We start from the raw sequence: 21330 nt of genomic DNA on the forward strand, positions 1-21330 counted from the left end.
CGATGCCGACGTATCGAACCCACATGCCCGAGGTATCCCCATGAACAGCACCCTGATCGAATCGCTCAAGCAGCGCCGCACCCAATACGCGCTGGGCAGGAATGTGTCGCTGGACAACGACGCCCTCACCCACCTGATCAAGGAAGCGATCCGCCATACCCCGTCGTCGTTCAACTCGCAGAGCTCGCGCGCGGTGATCCTTTTCGGCGGGCAGAGCGAGAAGTTCTGGTCGCTGACCAAGCAAGAGTTGAGCACGATCGTACCGGCGGAGGCTTTCGCCCCGACCGCCGCCAAGCTGGACAGCTTCGCCGCCGGCGTTGGCACCGTGCTGTTCTACGAGGACCAGGCTGTGGTGGACGGCATGCAGAAGCAGTTCGCGCTGTATGCCGAAAACTTCCCGGTATGGTCCGAACAGTCTGGCGGGATGGCCCAGTTCGCCGTGTGGCTGGCGCTGACCGAGGCCGGCCTCGGCGCCAGCCTGCAGCACTACAACCCGGTGGCCGACGATGCGACCCGCCAGGAATGGAACGTGCCGGTGTCCTGGAAGCTGCGTGCGCAGATGCCGTTCGGCTCGCACGAGGCCGGCTTCGGCGACAAGGCCTTCATGGCGGACGAACAGCGCTTCATCGTCAAGGGCTGACCCTGCGCGGACGATCACGGACAGGGGGTGACCTGAAGGTGTCGCCCTTGGTCGCGCTGGCGGCGACCATGGCTTCGGCCCGTCGGGGCGGCGCCGACACCGTGCGCCGGCTCCCCGCCCGCCGCGATTCGCCCCGCCGGGGTGCGCGGCGTGACCGGCCCTTACTCCGGCCAGCGGAACGCGATGTGGGTGTTGTTGAACTCCGGATCGTCGAGGCTGCCGCCGGGCCGGGCCACCAGGCCCTCGGGCACGCCGTCGACCTCCAGCTTATGGCCGGCGCCGAAATTCGCACCCAGCGACAACAACTCGACCAGCCGTTCGCAAAGCACGCCGGCACGATCGACATCGCGCTCGGGCACGTGGTGCAGGCTGATGTCGGGACGGCCGAACTTGCGCATGCCGCGGGTGTGGACCCACGAACGGTCGGCGGCCTCTTCGCCGCTGCACAGGATCAGCACGTGGTTGCGCGGCGGTGCGCCGTCCTTCACCAGATAGTGCCGGCGCCACTGCTCCGCAGTGAACAGGGTCAGGATCTGCGGATCCAGGATCGCGGTGCCGCCCACGTCGAGCATGCCGGCCAGCACGCCCATGGTGTCGCGCAGGTAGTCGAGGCTGGCGCCATCCTTCAGCACGCCACGCACCACCAGCACCTCGGGCGCGATGCGCGCCTGTTCATACGTCCCGGAGGCATCCTCCTTGAGCAGGGCACCCAGCGCGCCATTCAGCGGATAGCCCTCCCACTGGCGCAGCACCGCGTTCTGGAAGCGCTGGATCTCGACGCCGGCGGGCAAACCCGGGCTGCCATAGCGCGGCGAAGGAATCAGCAGCTCCGCATCGAACTTGCCGAATACGTAGAACTGCAGCACGGCGTCTTCTTCACCAGGCTGCCAGTACGGCCGCGGCCAGCTGGCGGAGGGGGGGGTGTCGCTCATGCGGATTCCTTGTGGACCTTGACTGGATCGATGGACGTTCGGTTCATTCGCTCTCGCCGAGCGGCAGCACGGCTTGCTGCAGTTCGATGCGCCCGCTGCCTTCGCTGATCTTCTTGAACTCGGCGCGACTCACCGAGACATAGCGTTCGTTGCCGCCGATCTCAACCTGCGGGCCCTCGGTCACGGCACGGCCTTGTTCATCCACACGCACCACCATGGTGGCCTTGCGGCCGGTATGGCAGATCGTCTTGATCTCTTCCAGGTTGTCGGCCCAGGCGAGCAGGTAGCGGCTGCCTTCGAACAGCTCGCCGCGGAAATCCGTGCGCAAGCCGAACGCCAGCACCGGAATGTTGAGCTTGTCCACCACGTCGCTGAGCTGCCACACCTGCAACCTGGTAAGGAACTGCGCCTCATCGGCGAACACGCAGTGCAACGGGCCGTGCGCGGCGATGTCGGCCTCGACCAGGGCGAACAGGTCCTCATCGCCGCCGAAACGGCGGGCGTTCGCCTTCAGGCCGATGCGCGAGGCGACCACGCCCTCGCCATGACGGTTGTCCAGCGCCGGGGTGAGGATCAGCGTGCGCATGCCGCGCTCGTGATAGTTGTACGCGCTCTGCAGCAGGGTGGTGGTCTTGCCGGCATTCATCGCCGAGTAATAGAAATAGAGCTTGGCCATGGGCGTGCGTTCGGGTCGTGACCGTGCATGGTAGCGCGAGCACGCAGGGCAGAGCCGTGCAGCCGTCTTGCGCCAGCCCGCTGGCGGCAGGGCTCTTCGGGTTCCGGATCCCGATGCGAGGGCGACGCCCGCCAGCGGCTACTGCAACGGGTTGGCGCTCACGCCTTGTCCAGGGGCGTATTGCCGCCGGTGAATTGCGCGCGTGCCTGGGCCAGCCGGTACTTGTGCTCGGCGCGGCTGCGGCGCCAGTCGCGCAGCACGCTGATCGCGTAGACCAGCTTGAACAGGCGCAACTTGCGCAATACCAGCGGCGTGTCGAACAGGTCGCCGGCGAGCATCGAGATCACGCCCTGCTCCAGCTGCCAGGTGTTGCGCGGCTGGCGGAACATCTGCTGCATCACCGGCCCGTTGAAGCGGTAGATGAAGAACGAGAAGCGCGCCATCGCGGCGCGCTGGCGCTTTTCGAGCTTGCGCTGCAGCGTCGTCTCGCGACGCGGCTCGCGCAGGGCCTGATCGACCACCTCGACCGCCTGCTCCGCCCCGCTCATCGCCAGATACACGCCGGAGGAGAACACCGGGTCGAGAAACGCGAACGCATCGCCGACCAGGATCCAGCCGGGGCCGGCCATGCAACGCGAATCGTAGGAGTAGTTGCCGGTGACGCGCACCTCGTCGTCGATCAGCTCGGCGTGCTGCACGCGGCCCCACAAGGCCGGGCTCAGCTTCAGCGTGTCGAACAGGAACTCGAGCGTGCGGCCCTTGCGCTGCTTCAGGTAATCCGGTCGGCACACCGCGCCTACGCTCATCACGCCGTCGGGCAGCGGGATCATCCACATCCAGCCATGGTCGAAGCTGTAGATGCTGATGTTGCCGGCGTCCTCGCCCACGCGGCGCTCGGCACCGCGGAAGTGGCCGAAGATCGCCGCACTCTGGTGCTGGTCGTTCTTGCGGCGCAATTTCTTCTTTGCCGAAAGCAGCGCGTCGCGGCCGCTGGCGTCGACCACATAGCGTGCCTGGACGCGGTAACTGCGCCCGTCATCGGTTTCCACGTCCAGCCAGCTTTCGCGCGGGCCGCGCTGCTCGACCTGGGTGACCTCGTGTCCTTCGCGCGCATCCGCACCGCTTTCGCGCGCGTGCTGGTAGAGCATCCTGTCGAAATCCTGCCGCCACACCTGGTACGCATGCGGCGGGCTTTGGCCGATCGCGCGGGCGAACGCGTAGGTGTTGTAGCCGCGCTCGTTGTCCGCCTCGAAATCCGCGCCGGGCTTGAACACGCCGAGCGCACGCACCTTGTCCAGCACGCCGAGCCGCTCGAACACCGGCAGGTTCATCGGCAGCAGCGACTCGCCGATATGGAAGCGCGGGTGATGCGCCTTTTCCAGTGCGATCACCTTGTAGCCACGCCGCGCCAGCAGCGCCGCGGCGGTACTGCCGCCCGGGCCGCCGCCAATCACGGCCACATCGCACTGCTCGACTTCCTGCTCCGCCATGCCACTCCCCCGCTGACTGTCGTATGGCCGATTATGGCCGAAGCCGGCGAGTGCGCCAGCGGTGCTCTGTTACCATCGACCACCGCCTCGCCCGTCTTTCGATCCATGCTCAATCCGCAACAACTGGCCGCCGTCGAACATTGCGACAGCCCGCTGCTGGTGCTCGCCGGCGCCGGTTCCGGCAAGACCAGCGTGATCACCCAGAAGATCGCGTACCTGATCGCCCGCAAGCATCTGGCGCCCTCGAAGATCGCCGCCATCACCTTCACCAACAAGGCGGCGAAGGAGATGCGCGAACGCGTGGCCAAGCTGGTCAGCGCGGAGGACGCGGCTGCGCTCACGGTCAGTACGTTCCACGCGCTGGGCCTGAAGTTCTTGCAGATCGAGCACGCGCGCGCCGGCCTGCGCCGCGGCTTCTCGGTACTGGACGCGGACGACAGCGCCGGCATCGTCAAGGAACTGGCACCCAAGGGCATCAAGAACGACGTGCTGTTCGGTCTGCGCAACCTGTTGAGCCGCGCGAAGAACGGCGGGCTGTCGCCGGAGGAAGCACTGGCTGCGGCGCGCAGCCCGCGCGAACTCGAAGCAGCGACCATCTACGACCTGTACCAGCAGCGCCTGGCCGCGTTCAACGCGGTGGATTTCGACGACCTGATCCGGCTGCCGCTGCGCATCCTCGAGGCCGACGCCGAGTGCCGCGATGCCTGGCGCGAGCGTTTGCGCTATCTGCTGGTGGACGAGTACCAGGACACCAACGACGCGCAGTACCGCCTGCTGAAAGTGCTGACCGGCGAGCGCGGCGGGATCACCTGCGTGGGCGACGACGACCAGTCGATCTACGCCTGGCGCGGCGCCAACCCGGAGAACATCGACCAGCTCGGCCGCGACTGGCCCAGCCTGCGCGTGATCAAGCTGGAGCAGAACTACCGTTGCGGCAAGCGCATCCTGCGCGCGGCCAACGCGCTGATCGCGAACAACCCGCACCTGCACGAAAAGAAGCTGTGGAGCGAGCATCCCGAAGGCGCGCCGATCCGCGTACTGGAATGCAAGGAGGCCGAACACGAGGCCGAACACGTCGCCGCGATCGCCACCACGCTGGCGGAGAAGCACAAGGCGCGCTGGCACGACATCGCGATCCTCTACCGCGGCAACTTCCAGGCGCGTCCGCTGGAGAAGGCCCTGCGGCTGGCACGGATCCCCTATCACCTCACCGGCGCGCTGAGCTTCCTTGACCGCGCCGAGGTGAAGGACCTGTTGTGCTACCTGCGCCTGCTGACCAATCCCAGCGACGACGCCGCGTTCCTGCGCGTGGTCAACGTGCCGAAGCGGGAGATCGGCGCGACCACGCTGGAGAAGCTGGGCCAGATCGCGCAATCCCGTCAATCGTCCCTGCTCGATGCCACCCGCAGCGACAGTGTGCTGCGCCAGCTCACCCCGCGCCCGGCCGCCGCGCTGGCCTCGTTCGCCAACCTGCTGGATGAGCTGCGCAGCGCTTCGCTGCACGAGAACGCGGCCGACCTGGTCGAGCTGATCCTGAAACGCACCGGCTACGCCGCGCAGATCGCGGCCGGCACACCCGACGCCAGCGCGCGCGAGCGCAAACTGGGCAACCTGAAGGAACTGGCCGACTGGTTCCGTGCAATGCAGAAGGGCGGCAACAGCGCCGGCGACCTCGCTTCGCAACTGGCCCTGCTCAGCCACGCCGACCGCGACGAGCCGGGCAACGCGGTGCGCATGATGACCCTGCACGCGGCCAAGGGGCTGGAGTTCCGCTTCGTCTTCATCGTCGGCTGCGAGGACGGCACGTTGCCGCATGAAGGTGCGATCGACGAAGGCCGCATCGACGAGGAGCGCCGCCTGATGTACGTCGGCATCACCCGCGCGAAGGAACTGTTGACGTTGTCCTGGTCATCGAAAACCAAGCGCTACGGCGAAGTCCACACCAACCAGCCCAGTCGCTTCCTGCACGAGCTGCCGCAGGTGGACCTGCACTGGCAGGGCAAGGACCCCGAGGCGGACAAGGAAGTGACTCGCGAGACCGCGCAGTCGCACATGGCGAAGATCGCCGCGATGCTGGCGGGCGGGTAGGCGCCTTCGCCGTTGCGCCTCAGCTCCAGCCGTTGAGGAAGACCGTGATGACGATGGCGTTGGTGAAGTCGATCAGGAACGCGCCCACGATGGGCGCCACCAGGAAGGCGCGCGGCGCGGGCCCGAAGCGCTCGGTCAGCGAGCTCATCACCGCCACGGCGTTGGCCGTCGTGCCGAGCATGAAGCCGACGAAGCCGCTGGCCATGACGGCGGCGTCGTAGTCGCGCCCCATCAGGCGCAGCAGCGGCCAGCAACAGAACGCCATGACCACGATCGACTGCGCGCCGAGGATGACCAGCAGCGGCGTGGCCAGCCCGGCAAGATCCCACAGGTGCAGATCCATCAGGGCGACCACCAGGAACAGCGAGAGCGCGGCGCTGCCGATCACGTCGATGCTGCGCGGCGACAGGCCGAACCAGCCGAAGCGGTCGTCGACGTTGCGGATCAGCGCACCCACCAGCATGGCGCCGATGTAGCTGGGCAGGGTCAGCCCCAACGCGCCCAGCCCACCGCTGATCCACGCACCGATACCCATCGCCAGCAGGATGACCACGAAACTGCGGAGCCCGGCGTAGGCCTGCTCCTCGGCGCTAACGACAGGTGCCGTGACGGCGAGCGGCACCGCTTGCGGCGCCGCCGGCACGCCATCGGCGAGGTCCAGCGAGCGCGGCGTGCGCAACCTGAGGCGCTCGATCAGCATCGTGCCCAGCGGCGCGCCGATCACCGAGGCAAAGACGATGCCGGCCATCGCGTTGGCCAGCGCCACGCTCGGCGCACCTTGCACGCCGGCGGCGGTGAACAGCGGCGCGAACGCCAGGCCGGTGGCGGGGCCGCCGGCCAGCGTGACCGAGCCGGTGATCACGCCGAACAGTGGCGGCAGCCCGAACACCGTGGCCAGCGCCATGCCCACCACGTTCTGCACCACGGCGAGCGCGGTGGCGAGGCCGAGGAACAGCACGATCTGGCGGCCGCCGACCTTGAGCAGCGAGGTGCTCGCGTTGAAGCCGATGCCGGTGAAGAACGCAATCATCAACGGCTGCTTGAACGTCGTATCGAAGCGCACCGGGGTGATGTCCCACTGGCGGCAGACGAGCAGCGCCAGCGCCACCAGCAAGCCGCCGATCACCGGCGCCGGGATGCTGAAGCGCAACAGCAGCGGCACCCGCGCCCGGATCGCGTAGCCGACGATCAGGAACACGCCGCCGCAGGCCACGGTCTGGATGGGGTCAAGTGTCAACACGCTGATGCTCCCCTCGGCTGCGGCGGCTTGCCGTCGACGCGCGACCACCCGGGGTGCGCGTGTGCACGGCGATCATCTCATCCGCCCCGGAACGCCGGCGCGAGCAGGTTGTCCACGATGTCCTCGACGCCCATAGCGACCGGGTCCTGGCAGGGCAGCTGCAGCAGATCGCCGATCCGTTGACAGGCTGCCAGCGCCTCCGAGGCCGGCAGGCCGGAAGTGTTGAGCGCGACGCCGACGGCCTTGACCGCAGGGTTGGTCAGACGTGCTGCAACGAGGTTGGCCTCCAGACAGCGTTTCAGTTCCGGCAGCGGATAGCCGGACAGGCCGCGCATGTGGCGCCGGGTCGGCTCATGGCACAGCACCAGCGCATCGGGCTGGGCCCCATGCAGCAAGCCCAGCGACACGCCGGCGTAGGACGGATGGAACAGCGAGCCCTGGCCCTCGATCAGGTCCCAGCCGCCGTCGTTGCGGGCCGGTGAAATCCATTCGACCGCGCCGGAGATGAAGTCGGCAACCACCGCATCGACCGGCACGCCGGCACCGGCGACGAAGATGCCGGTCTGGCCGGTGGCACGGAAATCCGCCGGGCAGCCGCGCCGCCGCAGGGCGCGCTCCAGCGCCAGCGTGGTGTACATCTTGCCGACTGAACAGTCGGTGCCCACCGTAAGCAACCGTCGACCGGCGCGCGGACGGCCATTGCCGACCGGTATGCCGGGCGCCGGGTCGCGGGCATCGAACAACATGCGGCCGTTGCGTCGTGCCGCCGCCACGATGTCCGCGTTATCCCGCAGCTTCTGATGCAGGCCGGCGACCACGTTGAGGCCGGCGTCGAGCGCCGCGACGGCATCGGCCACGATGTCCGCCGCCATCGTGCCGCCGGCGTTCGCGGTGCCGATCATCAGGGTGTTCGCGCCCCGGGCCCTGGCTTCGGCCATGCCGATGTCGGGCAGGCCCAGCGTCAGCGCGCAGTCGCGATGGCGGTATTGGCCCACGCACCATTCGGGGCGCCAGAAAGCCACGCCTCTGGCCGTCTTGATGGCCAGATCGTCGGCCGGATTGCCCAGGTACAGCAGATAAGGCGGTCCCCAGTGGGCAGGCAGGGTCGCATCGCCATGGTTCGACATGAAAGAGGTACTCCACTTGACGGCTGCGCCGTCGAATAGATGAGGGATGTCGTGTCGACCGCCGTGCGGCAAGGCCGTGGTCCAACCGGACCGGGACCGAGCCGTGTCGGCGATCCGCAAGCCAGCCGGATCTCCGGTTTGCCGGACTCGGCCTTCCGGCACCGCCGGCCGATGCGTCAATGCATGGCTTCGACCTTGCCGAGGCCGGCGGGGTTGCGCGGATCGCTGGCGGCCGCCTTGATGTTCGTGGCCTTGTCCCACGTCACCACATTCATGTTGCCCCAGGTGTCCTTGTCGTTGATCTCGTAGCCCATGGCCTTGAGCTGGTCGACCACGCCGGCGGAAAGGCTGCCCGGCTCGATGTCCACGCGGTCGGGAAGGTACTGGTGGTGAAAGCGCTTCTGCGCGGTGATCTCGCTGGCGGTCTTGCCGTCGACGAACGCGAGAATGCCTTCCAGCACCTGGGTGATGATGGTGGAGCCGCCGGGCGAGCCGATCACCAGCAGGCGGTCCTTGCCGATCACGAAACTCGGCGACATCGAGGACAACATGCGCTTGCCGCCGACCGGCGCGTTGGCGGACCCGCCGATGAGGCCGAACGCATTCGGCTTGCCGGCGACCAGGGCGAAATCGTCCATCTCGTCGTTCAACAGCACACCGGTGGTTCCGGCGACGAACTTGGAGCCCAGCGTGGTGTTGACCGTGGCGGTCATGGACACCATGTTGCCGTCCTTGTCGATGATGGAAAAATGCATGGTGTGCATGCCCGGCTGCGGCGCATGCGCGGCCGGCAACCACGACGACTGGGTCGCCCGCTCCGGCAGGATGCTCTGCCGCAGGCCATCGGCGTAATACGGCGATAGCAGCATGTCCAGCGGCATCTTCACGAAGTCCGGATCGCCCAGGTATTCGTTGTGGTCGCGGAACGCGCGGCGCATCGCCTCGACGGTGTAATGGATCCGATGCACCTGATCCATGTTCTTCAGGTCGATGCCCGCCAGGATGTTCAGCATCTCCGCGATCGCCACGCCACCGGACGACGGCGGCGGCGCAGTGACGATCTTGTAGCCGGCGTACTGCAGCTCGATCGGCGCGCGCTCCCTGGCCTTGTAGCTGGCCAGGTCGGCCATCGTCCAGGTGCCGCCGGCCGCTTTCACCGCGGCGACCATTTCCGCGGCCACCGGGCCCGTATAGAAACCCCTGGCGCCCTGCTCGGCAAACGCCTTCAACGTGCGCGCCTGATCCCTGTCGCGGAACAGATCGCCGACCGCCGGCACCTGGCCGCCGGGCAGGAACTTGGCCGCCGATGCCGGATAGCGCTGCAGTACATCGCGGGTGTGCGCGATCGAATGCACCAGCGCGCCGGTCGGATGAAAACCATCCTCGGCGAGCCGGATCGCCGGACGCACGGACACGGTCAACGGCAGCTTTCCGTATTTCGCCGACATGAAGGCAAGGCCGGACGGCAAGCCCGGGATGCCGGCCGCCAACGGGCCATTGAGCGAGGTGTCGCGATTGGGGCTGCCGTCCTTGTTGACGTAGTCCGCGCTGCTGACGGCCTTGGGCGCCATCTCGCGCGCATCGATGAACGTGTTTTTCCCGGTGGCCGCATCGTGGATCAGCGCAAGAAAGCCGCCACCCAGGCCGGAGGCTTCGGGCTGCACCACCGACAGCGAGGTGGCCACGGCAACCGCGGCATCGACCGCGTTGCCGCCCTTGGCCAGGGTTTCGAAACCGGCCTCGGTGGCGAGGGCATTGGCGCTGGCGATCGCGGCGGTTTTCGATGGTGCGGCGTCGCGCGCAAACGTCAGCACGCTGAACGTCGCGATCGCCATCACCAGGACGGGCCGGCACCAGCGCAACGCGGGCCGGTGCGCGGTTGTCCGGCAGGCGCTCATGGCAGGGGATCGCGGCGTGTTTCGATCGGACATTCGTGCATCTCCACGGGATGGTTGAGCATAGTCACTGGTGGCCAGGCGCCACCAATGAAAAGACCGCTGCGTTGCATAACTGGCGGTTGTGAACGGCTGCAGGAAAGCGAAAGCCCCGGTATCGCCGGGGCTTTCATGGCGGGCGGACCCGGGCCTACCAGTGGTACATGACTTTGCCGTACACGAACGCGCCCTGGAAACCGAATGGCGAGCTCGACGAATACGGAAAGGCGCCGTTCTGATCGCTGTCCTGCCGGGTCTTCGCCGGGTAGGTGTCGAGCACGTTGTCGCTGCCGACGGTGAACGTCCACTGGTCCAGGTTGTAGTTCAACGCCAGGTCGATGATCCACTTGTGCGGATACACCTGATCGTTCAGATAGCTGGTCGAACCATACGAGGTGATGCGGCCGTATCGCGTGGCGGTGCCGGTCACGCCCCAGCGGCCGAAGTTGTAGGTCTCGGTCAGGATGACCTTGCTGCGCGGCGCGGTATCCGCCAGCAGGCCCTTGGTGGCGCTGCGGTTGAGGCGCAGGAAGATCGCACCCAGCGAATCGAGCACGGCCGGGTTCGGCCGCACGCCGGTGACCTTGTTCTTGTTGTACGTCGCCGAGAGTGTCGTCATCAGCGTGCCGCCGTTGCTGAAGTCGCTGCGGTAACTGGAGACCCAGTCGACGCCCTGGCTGCGCACATCGCCGGCGTTGGTGAAGTAGGCGATGCCGCTGTATTGCAGGTTGGTGACGCCGTTGGCGGCGAGATAGTCCTTCACCGCCGGCGTCGACGTGGAGATCGAGCTCGACAACGCGATGCGGTCGCTGACGCTGATCTGGTAGGCGTCGATGCTCAGGCTAAGCGCATCGCTCGGATTCCACACCATGCCGAAGGTGTAATTGCGCGATTTCTCGGGCTTCAGCGGTTCGCTGCCAAGCAGCACGGCGATGGGGTTGCCGACCGGCACCAGGCCGCGCAGGTAGATGCCCGGCGGCAGGCCCAGCGAATTGCCGGCGCCGAAGGAGGCCGAGGTGGTTTCCGAATAGTGCTGCTGCCCAAGCGTCGGTGCGCGGAAACCGGTCGAGGCGCTGCCACGCAGGGCGAACGTATCGGTGAAGTCGAAGCGGGCCGACAGCGCGCCGGAGGTGGTGGTGCCGAAGTCCGAATAGTCCTCGTGGCGCGCGGCCAGCGAAACGCCCAGCTTGTCCGTGAGGTTGGTTTCCAGTTGCACGTACTCGGCCAGATCCCTGCGCGCCACCGACATCGCATCCTGCGGACCCCAGCCGGCAAAGCCCTGCGCGCCGCCGCGCACGCCCGAGGTGCCGACGTAGTACGAGCCCGGCTCGCCGGCCTCGACGTTATAGGCCTGGCGCAACCATTGCGTGCCGAAGGACACGGTGACCGGGTTGGGCAACCAGCTGGCGCGCATCTCCTTGGAAATGTCGATATCGAACGTCTGCTGCGTTGCCGTCAGGGTGCCATCGTGGAAGCCGGTCGGGCTGCTGCCGAAATCGTTCAGCAGCGCGTAGTTGGTGGTGTTGAGGGTGCTGTAGAAGACCCGGTTGCCGCCGTAGTTCGCGCTGACGTCCCAGTGCCAGCCGTTCGCCACCCCGCGCAGCCCGGCGACCAGCGAGCGGTCGATCGAGACGCCGTGTTCCTTCGGCAGGAAGCCGTCCGGATAGACCAGCCCGATCAACGCGTTGTTCGGGCTCGGCGTATTGGTGCCGTAGCGGAAGAATCCGCGCGGTTCGCCGACGCGGCGCCCATAGTGTCCGAACGCGTAGAACTGCACGCCGGGGCTGATGTCGTACTGCGTGTTGAGCAGCAGGTTCTGGTTCTTGAACGACACCGCGCCGAACTGGAATTTCGGGCCCAGCTGGCTGAAGCCGGGGCGGCGGTCCACGCCGGCGCGATTGGTCGGGCTCTGGTTGCTCTTCTCCATGGCGAAGCGCATCCAGCCCTTGTCGCCGCCCAGCGGGAAACCGAGATTGGCCGAGCCCTGCCATTGCCGTCCGTCACCGGCCGAATACTGCCCGCCGGTGGCCTGCACGTCGCCGCCTTTGGCACCTTTCTTCAGGATGATGTTGATGACGCCGGCCAGTGCGTCCGAACCGTACTGCGCCGACGCGCCATCCCGCAGCACCTCGACATGATCGATGGCGGACATCGGGATGGTGTTGAGGTCGATGCCCTGCGAGCCCTGGCCGATCTGGCCGAGGCTCAGCAGCAGCGCGCCGGAATGCCAGCGCTTGCCGTTCACCAGCACCAGCACCTGGTCCGGCGACAGACCGCGCAACTGGAATGGCCGCTGGAACGCAAAGGTGTCCGAGGCTGGCGCAAACGGAAAGTTCAACGAGGGGATCGCGCGCGCAAGCGCCTGGGTGAGGTCGATCGTGCCGGTCTGCTTCAGCACGTCGGCGGAGATCACGTCGATGGGCGTCAGCGACGAGCTTTCCGTGCGGTTGCCCGCACGCGTGCCGGTGACGACCACCGGACCCAGGTTCCTCACCCTGGCCGGCGTTTCGGTCGGGGTCTGCGCAGGCACCGCGCCGGACGCCGGCGGACTTGCGTTCTGCGCCGCTGCGGGGCGGACGAGCGCAAGCAGCACAGCCGCAGCCAGCAAGGTCGGAGTGATCCGGCCGGGACGCTTGTTCATGGCATTCCCCCAGTGTTTTGCCGCTATGTCATCGTGGATCAGGGCGGTCGCCTGGCTCGGTCCGTCGACGAATATCCGCCTGCAGATCATCCCGAAGCCCCTTCGATGCTGCGATACGGTGAAGCCGTGCAGGGTGGCTCGCTCGTGGTCGCGGTGCGGTTCGGCCGGACATCCGCCCACCCCACGACCGCGGGTCGAGCATAGTCACAGGCGCGCGGGCGTCACCAATGAAAAGACCGGCACATTGCATAACTGAAGGTTGTGGGTGCGCTGCGGGTTTCTCGACGAGCCCCGCAGCATGGGCTGACCGGGGAAATGCATGCCTTCAGGCCGGCGCCAGCATCTGCAGGGCCAATTGGCGCACCAGATCGAGAAAATGTTTCTGCAACGGATTCAGCGGGCTGTCTTGCCGGTAGACCGCATAGAGCACGACGTCCAGCTTCAGCTTCAAGGGACGCGTCTGCACGATCTCCCCGCCACCGCGCGTTGCGGTGAAGGGGTCGACCAGGGCCAGGCCGGCACCTTGCGCGACGAGCGAATAGGCCAGCTGATAGGTCTGCACCCAGACCGAGGTCTGCGGCGCCGGAATCACCTGGGTCAGGTGGCTTTGCAGCATGCGGCCAAGCGCATCCTGCATCGCGATGCCGACCATGGGCTGGCCGGCCAGCGCGGCCACTGGCAACGGCTGCGCCAGCTCTTCGGCCGACCACCAGCCGGGCGGAGCAATGACCATGACGTGGCCGTGGCACAGCGGTTCCTGTCGCAGCCCCTGGTGACTGGCCGATTGCAGCGTGAGGCCGATGTCCGCCTCGTGCAGCATCAGCGATTCGCACATTTCCGCCGAGTGCTGGGTAAACAACTGGGCCGTGCTGCCCGGAAATGTCTTGCGCAACTGCGTCGTCGCATCGGGCACCAGTGCATGCGCCAGCGTGGGCGTGCAGGTCACCCGCAACGGCTCGCTTTCCGGACGGCCGATGTTGGCGGTGAGACGCTGCAGATCGTGCAGGTCCTGGATGATTCTCTCGACGCGATGGCGCAGCAGCAGGGCTTCCGGCGTCGGCTGCAGACGGCCGCGCACGCGACAGAACAGGGCAAAGCCAAGTTGCGTTTCGGCGTGCTGCAGCGCCTTGCTGGCCGCTGGCTGCGAAACATTCAGCAGATCCGCGGCGCCGGTGAGGCTGCCGGTGGTGAGCACGGCATGAAACAGCTCGATATGGCGCAGACGCATGTCGGGTTTTCGCCCCTCGAAAAGGCCTGAGTCATTTCGACGCTGGTGCCCGAGTGCACCATACGAGCCAGGGCGGCGCAAGTTTCGCGATGGCCGCGCGGCCAGCAGATGCCCGGCATGGCGCGATCGCGCGGATCGACCGCTCTACAACAGCCGCTCCGCTTCCAGTTCACTTTTCAGATAAGCGTAATAGATCGGTGCGGCGATCACGCCGGGCAGGCCGAAGGCGGCCTCCATCAGCAGCATGGCAACCAGCAGCTCCCACGCACGGGCGCGGATCTGCGTGCCGACGATGCGCGCGTTGAGGAAGTATTCCAGCTTGTGGATCAGGATCAGGAACACCAGCGCGGCGATGCCCACGCCCAGCGACACCGACAGCCCGGCGATCGCGATGGCCGTATTGGAAATCAGATTGCCCAGCACCGGCAGCAGCCCGACCACGAACGTCGCCACCACCAGCGTCTTGGCCAGCGGCACGTGAATGCCCAGCAGCGGCAGCAACACGAGCAGGAAGATCGCCGTGAACACGGTATTGATCAGCGAGATCTTGATCTGCGCGAACACGATGTTGTGGAACGCCACGGCCAGATGCTGGCAGCGCATGCCCAGCGCCATGGCGAGCGGGCCGACCTGGTGCGCCGGGCGCGCCCGGCTGAGCGCGATGATGGCACCCAGGATCAGGCCGATGATGATGTGCACGAACCCCCGCACCGCCTCCTTGCCGGCCAGTTGCAGTGTGCCGGCATGCTTGCGCATCAGCTCGGCGGCGCCCACCCGCAAATCCTCGACGCTGTCCGGCAGGTTGTTGACCAGCATCGGCGGCAATTGCTGGCGTGCCTTCTCCACCAGTGGCATCAGCTGTTGCTGCCACAGCAATTCGGGGTTGCCTATCTCGTTGTGGAAAAGGCTGATGGCGCCGAGGATCAGCAGGATCAGCAAACCCACCACGATCGCACCAAGCAACGCCACCACCACCACGCGCGCGCGCGCGCCGGAAATGCGCCGGCCCAGCAGGGGCGTCATCGCCCGCACCAGTTCGTAAACCAGCAGCCCGGCCAGCAACGCCGACAGCAGATGGATGGCGAGGATCGCCGTCAGGGCCAGCGCGGCCAGCACGTAGCTCGCATAGCGTATGGCGGGCGTGGGCTCGCTCGAAGCAGGGAAACTCGAGGCGGGCAAGGGAGAATCCATGCGGGCGGGACCGTGGGGCGGAAGCCGCAGTCTGTCAGCAGCACGCGAACGCTGCCAGCCCTGCCACACGGCTGTCGTAAACTCTGTTCATCGTTTCGCAACGCCCCGCTCAAAGGATCACTGCATGCCATTGCGCTTCTCCGCGATCCTGCTCGCGTTCGCCCTGTTGTCCGGTTGTGCGGCTGTGCCTTCCGGGCCCGTTGTTGCGCCCCGGACTGCCGCCGCACCGCTGGCTGCGGTTGCCGCCAATGACAATCTCAACGCCGTGCTCTGGACCCAGACTGCGATCGAGCACGACCTGATTTACCTGCAGACCTATCGCGACGCCCAGTCGCGTCTGCTGGCCGCCTTGAAGGACCCGCATTGGAACGCGCTGGCCGCTGACGACCGTGCACCGTCAAGCAGGCGTCTCAAGCCGGCGGTGGTGCTGGACGTCGATGAAACCGTGCTGGACAACTCGCCCTACCAGGCCGGGCTGGTCCGCAGCGGCGGCGAGTTCAACGAGGCCGACTGGGCGGCGTGGTGCAAGGAGGAGCGGGCTCGCGCGCTACCGGGCGCCGTCGAATTCACCCGGTTTGCCGCCAGCCATGGCATCGCCGTCATCTACATTTCCAACCGCGCGAAGGATCTGGATCAGGTCACCCTGGCGAACCTGCGCAAGGCCGGCCTGCCGGTGTCCGGGCCGGAGGCATTTCTGGGCCTCGGTACGTTCGTCGAAGGGTGCGAGCAGGTCGGCACGGAAAAAGGCTGCCGGCGCCAGCGGGTGGCCCGCGCCTACCGCGTGCTGATGCAGTTCGGCGATCAGATCGGCGATTTCGTGACGGTGACCGCCAATACCCGCGACGGTCGTCGCAAGGCGATGGCGCCGTATCTGGACTGGATCGGCACGCGCTGGTTCGTGCTGCCGAACGCCGCCTACGGCTCGTGGGAGCCGGCGTTGTTCGGCAACGACTGGAGCGCGACGCCCGAACATCGGCGCCGGCAAAAGATCAACGCGTTGCGCTACCCATAGAATGGTGGAATATTTCTCTTTTAAATCATTCAATTACAGTGCATAACAAAAGTATTGCCTTAATGTTAACGAACAAGTAATATTTCGTCTGCCAACACCTGCTGACCAACCTTTTTGCGGGCGAGGCCATTTCCCTTCCGGCTCTGCCGGATTTCCCCGCGCGGCCCAGGCCCGCGGGGTTTTCTTTTTGCGGCTTGCCCTGCGCTTGTTTCCGGGCCATCGTGGCGCTTACGCTGCGCGATCACGCCCCTGCGCGACCTCCGTCGCCATGCAGCCCATTACCGCGAGAACCCCCATGCGTCCTGCCCCCCTGCGACACCTGCTGCTGCCGCTGCTCGCCGCGCTGTTGCTGAGCGCCTGTCATGGCAGGGACGAAACCGCCCAGTCCGGTGGCAGCACGCCAGAGGCCGCGCTGCAGGCTTCGGTCGACCTGCTGAAGGCCGGAGACTTCAACGGCCTGTGGAAGCACGCGCTGCCGCCGGCCGACTACGCCAACCTGCGGGCCGACTGGAGCCGCCACCAGCGGGATCCACGGCCGATCTCCGCCGAGGATCGCGTCCGCTTCAGCGAGACGATGCAGAAGCTCACCGGGGCTGACGCCGAAGCCAAGCTGTACGCCGAATTGCAGCCGAAATTGGCCAGCATGCAGCAGCAGTATAAGGATCAACTGCCGGTGCTGGTCAGCGTGGGCGAAGCACTGGTGAAAAGCGGCGTGTCGCAGAGCAAGAGCCTCAGCGACGCACAGAAGGCGCAGGCCGGCAGCGTGATCGACGTACTCGCGCCGTGGGTACGCCAGACGCCATGGTTCGACCAGGCCAAGGCGAAGCAGGCCATCGGCGTGGCGGTGGCGACGGCGCGCAAGCTCGACCTGAAGACCCCGGAGCAGCTGCGCACGATGGATTTCGACGCCGCGATGGGCAAGTACGCCACCGGCTATGCGGGGCTCAAGCAGCTGCTGGGCATCTATGGCCTGCCAGTGGATGAGACGTTGAACTCGGTCCGGTTCACGCCCGTGTCCAGCGGACATGGTCACGCCGTGGTCAGGGTCGACTACACCTTGCTCGGCAAGCCGCTGTCGACCGAATCCAAGCTGGTGCAGCAGGATGGCCGCTGGTATAGCGAGGACATGCTGGACAACGCGCGCAAGGCACACCTGCAGGCGACCCAGCCGGCACCGGCCGGGACTGCCGGCAGCGCGGTCACCGTGGACTGAACGGCGCAACCGTTAGAATAGACGGATGCAAACAACCTCCACCGCGGATTCCACCGCCCGTCCACGCGCTCCCTGGTGGTTCAACCTGGCCGGCCAGTTGCTGCAGCCCTGGGTGCGCATCCGCCGCGACCCTGCGGAGCCGGCCACGTTGCTGCAGCCGGGCGTGCCGGTCTGCTACGTGATCGAGCGAGACGGCTTTTCCGATGCGCTGATCCTGCAGCGCGCCTGCCGCGAAGCGGGCCTGCCCAACCCGATGCGACCCTTGGCCGGCACGCGTCGGCGCCGCTCGGTATTCGCGCTGGCGCGGCGCGATGGCCGGCTGCTGGGCCGAAACCGCAAGCGCGCTCCGAACGAGCCGCTGCGGCAACTGGTGCGTTCGCTGGAAGGCATGCCCGAGCGCGACATCCAGATCGTGCCGGTGTCGATCTACGTCGGCCGCGCGCCGAGCCGCGACAGCGGCTGGTTCCGCGTGCTGTTCTCGGAAAACTGGGTCATGGTCGGCCGCTTCCGCCGGCTGCTGGCGCTGCTGTTGAATGGCCGCGACACCGTGGTGCATTTTTCCGCGCCGGTGTCGTTGCGCAGCGTGCTGGCCGAATCCGGCGAGATCGCGCCGGAACGCTTCACGCGCAAGATCGCCCGGGTACTGCGCACCCATTTCCACCGCATTCGCGCTGCAGTGATCGGGCCCGACCTTTCGCACCGGCGCACCGTGGTCGATGCCGTGCTGAATGCCGAACCGGTGCGCGCGGCGATCGCCGCCAGCGCGGCCAAGGAGAAGATCAGCCACGCCAAGGCCTGGCGCAAGGCGCACACGCTGGTGCTGGAGATTGCCGCGGATTACTCGCACCCGGTGGTGCGTTCGGTCTCGTTCCTGCTGGCGAATTTCTGGAACAAGCTGTACGACGGCATTGCCATGCATCATTTCGACAAGGCCCGCGCCGCCGCGCCCGGTCACGAAGTGGTCTACGTGCCCTGCCATCGCAGCCATGCCGACTATCTGCTGATGAGCTATCAGCTGCACGTGTCCGGCGTGGTGGTGCCGCACATCGCGGCCGGCGTGAACCTCAACCTGCCGATCATCGGACCGATCCTGCGCCGCGGCGGCGCATTCTTCCTGCGCCGCAGCTTCAAGGGCAATGCGCTGTATTCGGTGGTGTTCAACGAGTACCTGGCCCAGCTGATCGATCGGGGCGTGCCGATCGAATATTTCATCGAAGGCGGCCGCTCGCGCACCGGCCGGCTGCTGGCGCCGCGCGCCGGCATGCTGGCGATGACGGTGCGCGCATTCCTGCGCGCACCGCGCCGGCCGGTGCTGTTCCAGCCGGTCTACATCGGTTACGAAAAGCTGATGGAAGGCAAATCCTATGCGGGCGAGCTCAGCGGCCAGCCCAAGGAAAAGGAGTCCCTGCTCGGCCTGCTGCGCGGACTGAAAGTGCTGCGCCAGCGCTACGGGCATGTCGCGCTGAATTTCGGGGAACCGATCGCGCTGACGCCGTTGCTCGACGCGGCCAGCGCCGACTGGCGCGCGGCCAGTGCCGATCCGGATGCCAAGCCGGAGTGGCTCAACGGCGTGACCGATCAGCTGACCGAACAGATCCAGATCAACATCAACCGCGCCGCCGACGTCAATCCGATCAACCTGCTGGCCTTGGCCCTGCTGGCCACGCCCAAGCACGCGATGGCCGAAAGCGACCTGCTGACCCAGCTCGAACTGAGCAAGACGCTGCTGGAGGAACTGCCGTATTCCGATCGCGTCACGCTGACCCCGATGAATCCGGCCGCGATCATTGCCTACGGCGAACAGATGGGCTGGATCCAGCGCGTGCAGCATCCGCTGGGCGACGTGCTCACCGTGAGCGGCGAACAGGCCGTGCTGCTCAGCTACTTCCGCAACAACGTGCTGCACCTGACCGCCACTGCGGCGTGGGTCGCCTGCTGCTTCCTCAACAATCGGCGCATGGCGCGCGCCTCGGTCCTGCGGTTGGGCCGCATCATCTACCCATTCATCCAGGGCGAACTTTTTCTGCCGTGGGATGGCGAGGGCTTTGCCGCCCAGTTGCAGGCGACCATCGATTTCTTCGTGCGGCGCGGTTTGCTCGAATCGGTCAGCGAAGGCCGCACGCTGGAACGCAGCGCCGGCCAGGAAGACAGTGCATTCCAGCTCAAGGTGATAGCGCGCAGCCTGATCCAGGCGTTCGAGCGGTACTACATCACCATCGCCGCGCTGGCCAAGAACGGCCCGCACACGATGACTGGCGCGGAACTGGAGAACGCCTGCACGCTCACCGCGCAGCGGCTGTCCCTGCTAAACGAGCTGTCCGCGCCGGAGTTCTTCGACAAGGCGCTGTTCCGCGGCTTCATCCAGAAGCTGCGCGAGCGCCGCATCGTGTGGACCGATGACGCCGGCAAGCTCGACTACGACAGCGCGCTCGAAGGCATGGTGCGCGATGCGCGGGTGATTCTTTCGCGCGAGGTACGCCATTCGATCCTGAAGATCACGCCCGGCGGCAACGAGAAGGGAGCCGCGCCGGCCGAAGCCTCGAACGACGACATCCCCGCGGACGGCGCCCAGTCCCCGGCCATGCCGGGCCGCCGCAGCGGCGAGCGGCTGCCTTCGGATGCCTCCAGCGAGGACCTGCACCAGCGCCATGTCGATGCCGAGCATCAGCTGCATGCGCACACAGCCGCCACTGACGATGCCGAAGAGCCGCGGCAATCCGATCTTCCTCTCTGAAACCACGCCGGCCGGAACACGGCCGGCCATCCGGTAGCATGCACGCATGAGCGAACAATCCCCCAAGACCCCGTCGGACTCGACCACGCACTTCGGCTTCCGCGACGTGCCGGTGGGCGACAAGCAGAAGCTGGTCGGCCAGGTATTCACCTCGGTCGCGCGCAGCTACGACCTGATGAACGACCTGATGTCATTCGGCGTGCATCGGTTGTGGAAGCGCCACTTTGTCGCGGTCAGCGGTGTGCGCCGCGGCGACCGCGTGCTGGACCTGGCCGGTGGCACCGGCGATATCGCCGCGCTGCTCAGGCCCGTGGTGGGCGAGGAGGGCGAGGTGGTGGTCGGCGACATCAACGCGGCGATGCTCGGGGTCGGCCGCGATCGCATGACCGATCGCGGCCTGGTCGCCGGGCTGCGCTGGGCACAGCTGAACGCCGAGGCGCTGCCGTTTCCGGACAACAGTTTCGATGCGGTGACCATGGCATTCGGCCTGCGCAACGTCACCGACAAGGACAAGGCGCTGGCCGACATCTGCCGCGTGCTCAAGCCCGGCGGCCGCCTGCTGGTACTGGAATTTTCCAAGGTGCAGAGCGAGACGTTCGGCAAGCTGTACGACTTCCACTCCTTCAAGATCCTGCCCAGGCTCGGCCAGCTGTTCGCCGGCGACGCCGACAGCTACCAGTACCTGGCCGAGTCGATCCGCAAGCATCCGGACCAGGCGACCCTGAAAGGCATGATGGAACACGCCGGCTTCGGTCGCGTCGAAGTGCGCAACTTGAGCAACGGCATCGTGGCGATCCACCGGGCGTACAAGCTGTAGCGACCCAGCCGGCCGTTGCCGCGCGGCTGATCCAGATCAGTGGCCCGGCGAGGCCGGCGGCGTATGTTGGGGTTCCCTTCCCCAGCGAGTTTCGCCATGTCTGCCGACACCGTGATCGAACCCAACGTCCACACTTTCGACGCGCGCGGCGTGGCGCGGCGCTTCCGCCATTCGGCGATCTTCGGCGCGATCGACGTGCTGCGTTCGGGCGAAACGATGCGCTTCGTCAACGACCACGATCCGATCCCGCTGATCGCCCAACTGCGCGACCGGCTCGGTGAAAATCTCACGGTCACCTATCGTCAGCGCGATGCCGGCGCAATCGTGATCGACTTCGGCATCAACGGGCTTCCGGTCGAGTGATCCG

At 66.7% G+C, this 21330-nt stretch carries 16 protein-coding genes; 7 read left to right on the forward strand and 9 right to left on the reverse strand.

Annotation, left to right across the window (positions count from 1 at the left end; translation table 11 throughout):
- Positions 1-40 precede the first annotated feature (40 nt).
- On the forward strand, positions 41-640 hold the full coding sequence (locus ACFPME_RS08275) for a nitroreductase family protein (protein ID WP_377304037.1): 600 nt from the start codon (positions 41-43) through the stop codon (positions 638-640).
- A 161-nt stretch (positions 641-801) separates the two neighbouring features.
- Here the strand turns inward: ACFPME_RS08275 and ACFPME_RS08280 are convergent, their stop codons facing one another.
- From ACFPME_RS08280 to ACFPME_RS08290, 3 genes are all read right to left on the reverse strand, one after another.
- Entirely contained in the window at positions 802-1572 is a 771-nt protein-coding gene (locus tag ACFPME_RS08280) for a hypothetical protein (RefSeq protein WP_377304039.1), read from the reverse strand.
- 43 nt (positions 1573-1615) lie between these two features.
- Entirely contained in the window at positions 1616-2248 is a 633-nt protein-coding gene (locus tag ACFPME_RS08285) for a thymidine kinase (RefSeq protein ID WP_377304041.1), read from the reverse strand.
- A gap of 158 nt (positions 2249-2406) precedes the next feature.
- Entirely contained in the window at positions 2407-3738 is a 1332-nt protein-coding gene (locus ACFPME_RS08290) for an NAD(P)/FAD-dependent oxidoreductase (protein ID WP_377304043.1), read from the reverse strand.
- 105 nt (positions 3739-3843) lie between these two features.
- Here ACFPME_RS08290 and ACFPME_RS08295 point away from each other — a divergent pair, with 105 nt between their 5' ends.
- Entirely contained in the window at positions 3844-5826 is a 1983-nt protein-coding gene (locus ACFPME_RS08295) for a UvrD-helicase domain-containing protein (protein ID WP_377304045.1), read from the forward strand.
- Positions 5827-5845: 19 nt separating this feature from the next.
- On the opposite strand, the gene gltS is transcribed toward ACFPME_RS08295, so the two are convergent.
- From gltS to ACFPME_RS08325, 6 genes are all read right to left on the reverse strand, one after another.
- A complete protein-coding gene (gltS, locus tag ACFPME_RS08300; protein WP_377304047.1) occupies positions 5846-7066 on the reverse strand; it encodes a sodium/glutamate symporter in 1221 nt (406 codons plus the stop codon).
- 77 nt (positions 7067-7143) lie between these two features.
- Positions 7144-8193, reverse strand: coding sequence for an N-acetyltransferase DgcN (gene dgcN / locus ACFPME_RS08305; RefSeq protein ID WP_377304049.1), 1050 nt, complete (start codon positions 8191-8193; stop codon positions 7144-7146).
- Between the two features lie 176 nt (positions 8194-8369).
- Positions 8370-10091 carry a gamma-glutamyltransferase gene (ggt, locus tag ACFPME_RS08310; protein WP_377304051.1) on the reverse strand — a complete coding sequence of 574 codons (1722 nt, stop codon included), beginning with the start codon at positions 10089-10091 and terminating at the stop codon, positions 8370-8372.
- 187 nt (positions 10092-10278) lie between these two features.
- Positions 10279-12768 carry a TonB-dependent receptor plug domain-containing protein gene (locus ACFPME_RS08315; protein ID WP_377304053.1) on the reverse strand — a complete coding sequence of 830 codons (2490 nt, stop codon included), beginning with the start codon at positions 12766-12768 and terminating at the stop codon, positions 10279-10281.
- A gap of 325 nt (positions 12769-13093) precedes the next feature.
- Positions 13094-13996, reverse strand: coding sequence for a LysR family transcriptional regulator (locus ACFPME_RS08320; protein WP_377304055.1), 903 nt, complete (start codon positions 13994-13996; stop codon positions 13094-13096).
- 144 nt (positions 13997-14140) lie between these two features.
- Positions 14141-15187: an AI-2E family transporter gene (locus ACFPME_RS08325; RefSeq protein ID WP_377304057.1), complete on the reverse strand. Its 1047-nt coding sequence runs from the start codon at positions 15185-15187 to the stop codon at positions 14141-14143.
- A gap of 124 nt (positions 15188-15311) precedes the next feature.
- Between ACFPME_RS08325 and ACFPME_RS08330 the strand changes: the two genes are divergently transcribed.
- From ACFPME_RS08330 to ACFPME_RS08350, 5 genes are all read left to right on the forward strand, one after another.
- Entirely contained in the window at positions 15312-16199 is an 888-nt protein-coding gene (locus ACFPME_RS08330; protein WP_377304060.1) for a 5'-nucleotidase, lipoprotein e(P4) family, read from the forward strand.
- 295 nt (positions 16200-16494) lie between these two features.
- Positions 16495-17412: a hypothetical protein gene (locus tag ACFPME_RS08335; RefSeq protein ID WP_377304062.1), complete on the forward strand. Its 918-nt coding sequence runs from the start codon at positions 16495-16497 to the stop codon at positions 17410-17412.
- 25 nt (positions 17413-17437) lie between these two features.
- The gene (gene plsB, locus ACFPME_RS08340) at positions 17438-20146 is read left to right on the forward strand and encodes a glycerol-3-phosphate 1-O-acyltransferase PlsB (protein ID WP_377304064.1); all 2709 of its coding nucleotides are present in this window, start codon (positions 17438-17440) and stop codon (positions 20144-20146) included.
- Between the two features lie 46 nt (positions 20147-20192).
- Complete coding sequence (ubiE, locus tag ACFPME_RS08345; protein ID WP_377304066.1) at positions 20193-20963, forward strand: bifunctional demethylmenaquinone methyltransferase/2-methoxy-6-polyprenyl-1,4-benzoquinol methylase UbiE; 771 nt, start codon at positions 20193-20195, stop codon at positions 20961-20963.
- 96 nt (positions 20964-21059) lie between these two features.
- A complete protein-coding gene (locus ACFPME_RS08350; protein ID WP_377304068.1) occupies positions 21060-21326 on the forward strand; it encodes a DUF2249 domain-containing protein in 267 nt (88 codons plus the stop codon).
- Positions 21327-21330: the final 4 nt, after the last annotated feature.

Source organism: Rhodanobacter umsongensis, from assembly GCF_042654965.1.
Taxonomy (GTDB): Bacteria; Pseudomonadota; Gammaproteobacteria; order Xanthomonadales; family Rhodanobacteraceae; genus Rhodanobacter; species Rhodanobacter umsongensis.

Excerpts from the sequence above, each read along its gene's own strand:
- ACFPME_RS08275 (WP_377304037.1), top strand. The coding sequence starts at position 41 with ATGAACAGCACCCTGATCGAATCGCTCAAGCAGCGCCGCACCCAATAC.
- ACFPME_RS08280 (WP_377304039.1), bottom strand. The coding sequence starts at position 1,572 with ATGAGCGACACCCCCCCCTCCGCCAGCTGGCCGCGGCCGTACTGGCAG.
- ACFPME_RS08285 (WP_377304041.1), bottom strand. The coding sequence starts at position 2,248 with ATGGCCAAGCTCTATTTCTATTACTCGGCGATGAATGCCGGCAAGACC.
- ACFPME_RS08290 (WP_377304043.1), bottom strand. The coding sequence starts at position 3,738 with ATGGCGGAGCAGGAAGTCGAGCAGTGCGATGTGGCCGTGATTGGCGGC.
- ACFPME_RS08295 (WP_377304045.1), top strand. The coding sequence starts at position 3,844 with ATGCTCAATCCGCAACAACTGGCCGCCGTCGAACATTGCGACAGCCCG.
- dgcN (WP_377304049.1), bottom strand. The coding sequence starts at position 8,193 with ATGTCGAACCATGGCGATGCGACCCTGCCTGCCCACTGGGGACCGCCT.
- ggt (WP_377304051.1), bottom strand. The coding sequence starts at position 10,091 with ATGAGCGCCTGCCGGACAACCGCGCACCGGCCCGCGTTGCGCTGGTGC.
- ACFPME_RS08315 (WP_377304053.1), bottom strand. The coding sequence starts at position 12,768 with ATGAACAAGCGTCCCGGCCGGATCACTCCGACCTTGCTGGCTGCGGCT.
- ACFPME_RS08320 (WP_377304055.1), bottom strand. The coding sequence starts at position 13,996 with ATGCGTCTGCGCCATATCGAGCTGTTTCATGCCGTGCTCACCACCGGC.
- ACFPME_RS08325 (WP_377304057.1), bottom strand. The coding sequence starts at position 15,187 with ATGGATTCTCCCTTGCCCGCCTCGAGTTTCCCTGCTTCGAGCGAGCCC.
- ACFPME_RS08330 (WP_377304060.1), top strand. The coding sequence starts at position 15,312 with ATGCCATTGCGCTTCTCCGCGATCCTGCTCGCGTTCGCCCTGTTGTCC.
- ACFPME_RS08335 (WP_377304062.1), top strand. The coding sequence starts at position 16,495 with ATGCGTCCTGCCCCCCTGCGACACCTGCTGCTGCCGCTGCTCGCCGCG.
- plsB (WP_377304064.1), top strand. The coding sequence starts at position 17,438 with ATGCAAACAACCTCCACCGCGGATTCCACCGCCCGTCCACGCGCTCCC.
- ubiE (WP_377304066.1), top strand. The coding sequence starts at position 20,193 with ATGAGCGAACAATCCCCCAAGACCCCGTCGGACTCGACCACGCACTTC.
- ACFPME_RS08350 (WP_377304068.1), top strand. The coding sequence starts at position 21,060 with ATGTCTGCCGACACCGTGATCGAACCCAACGTCCACACTTTCGACGCG.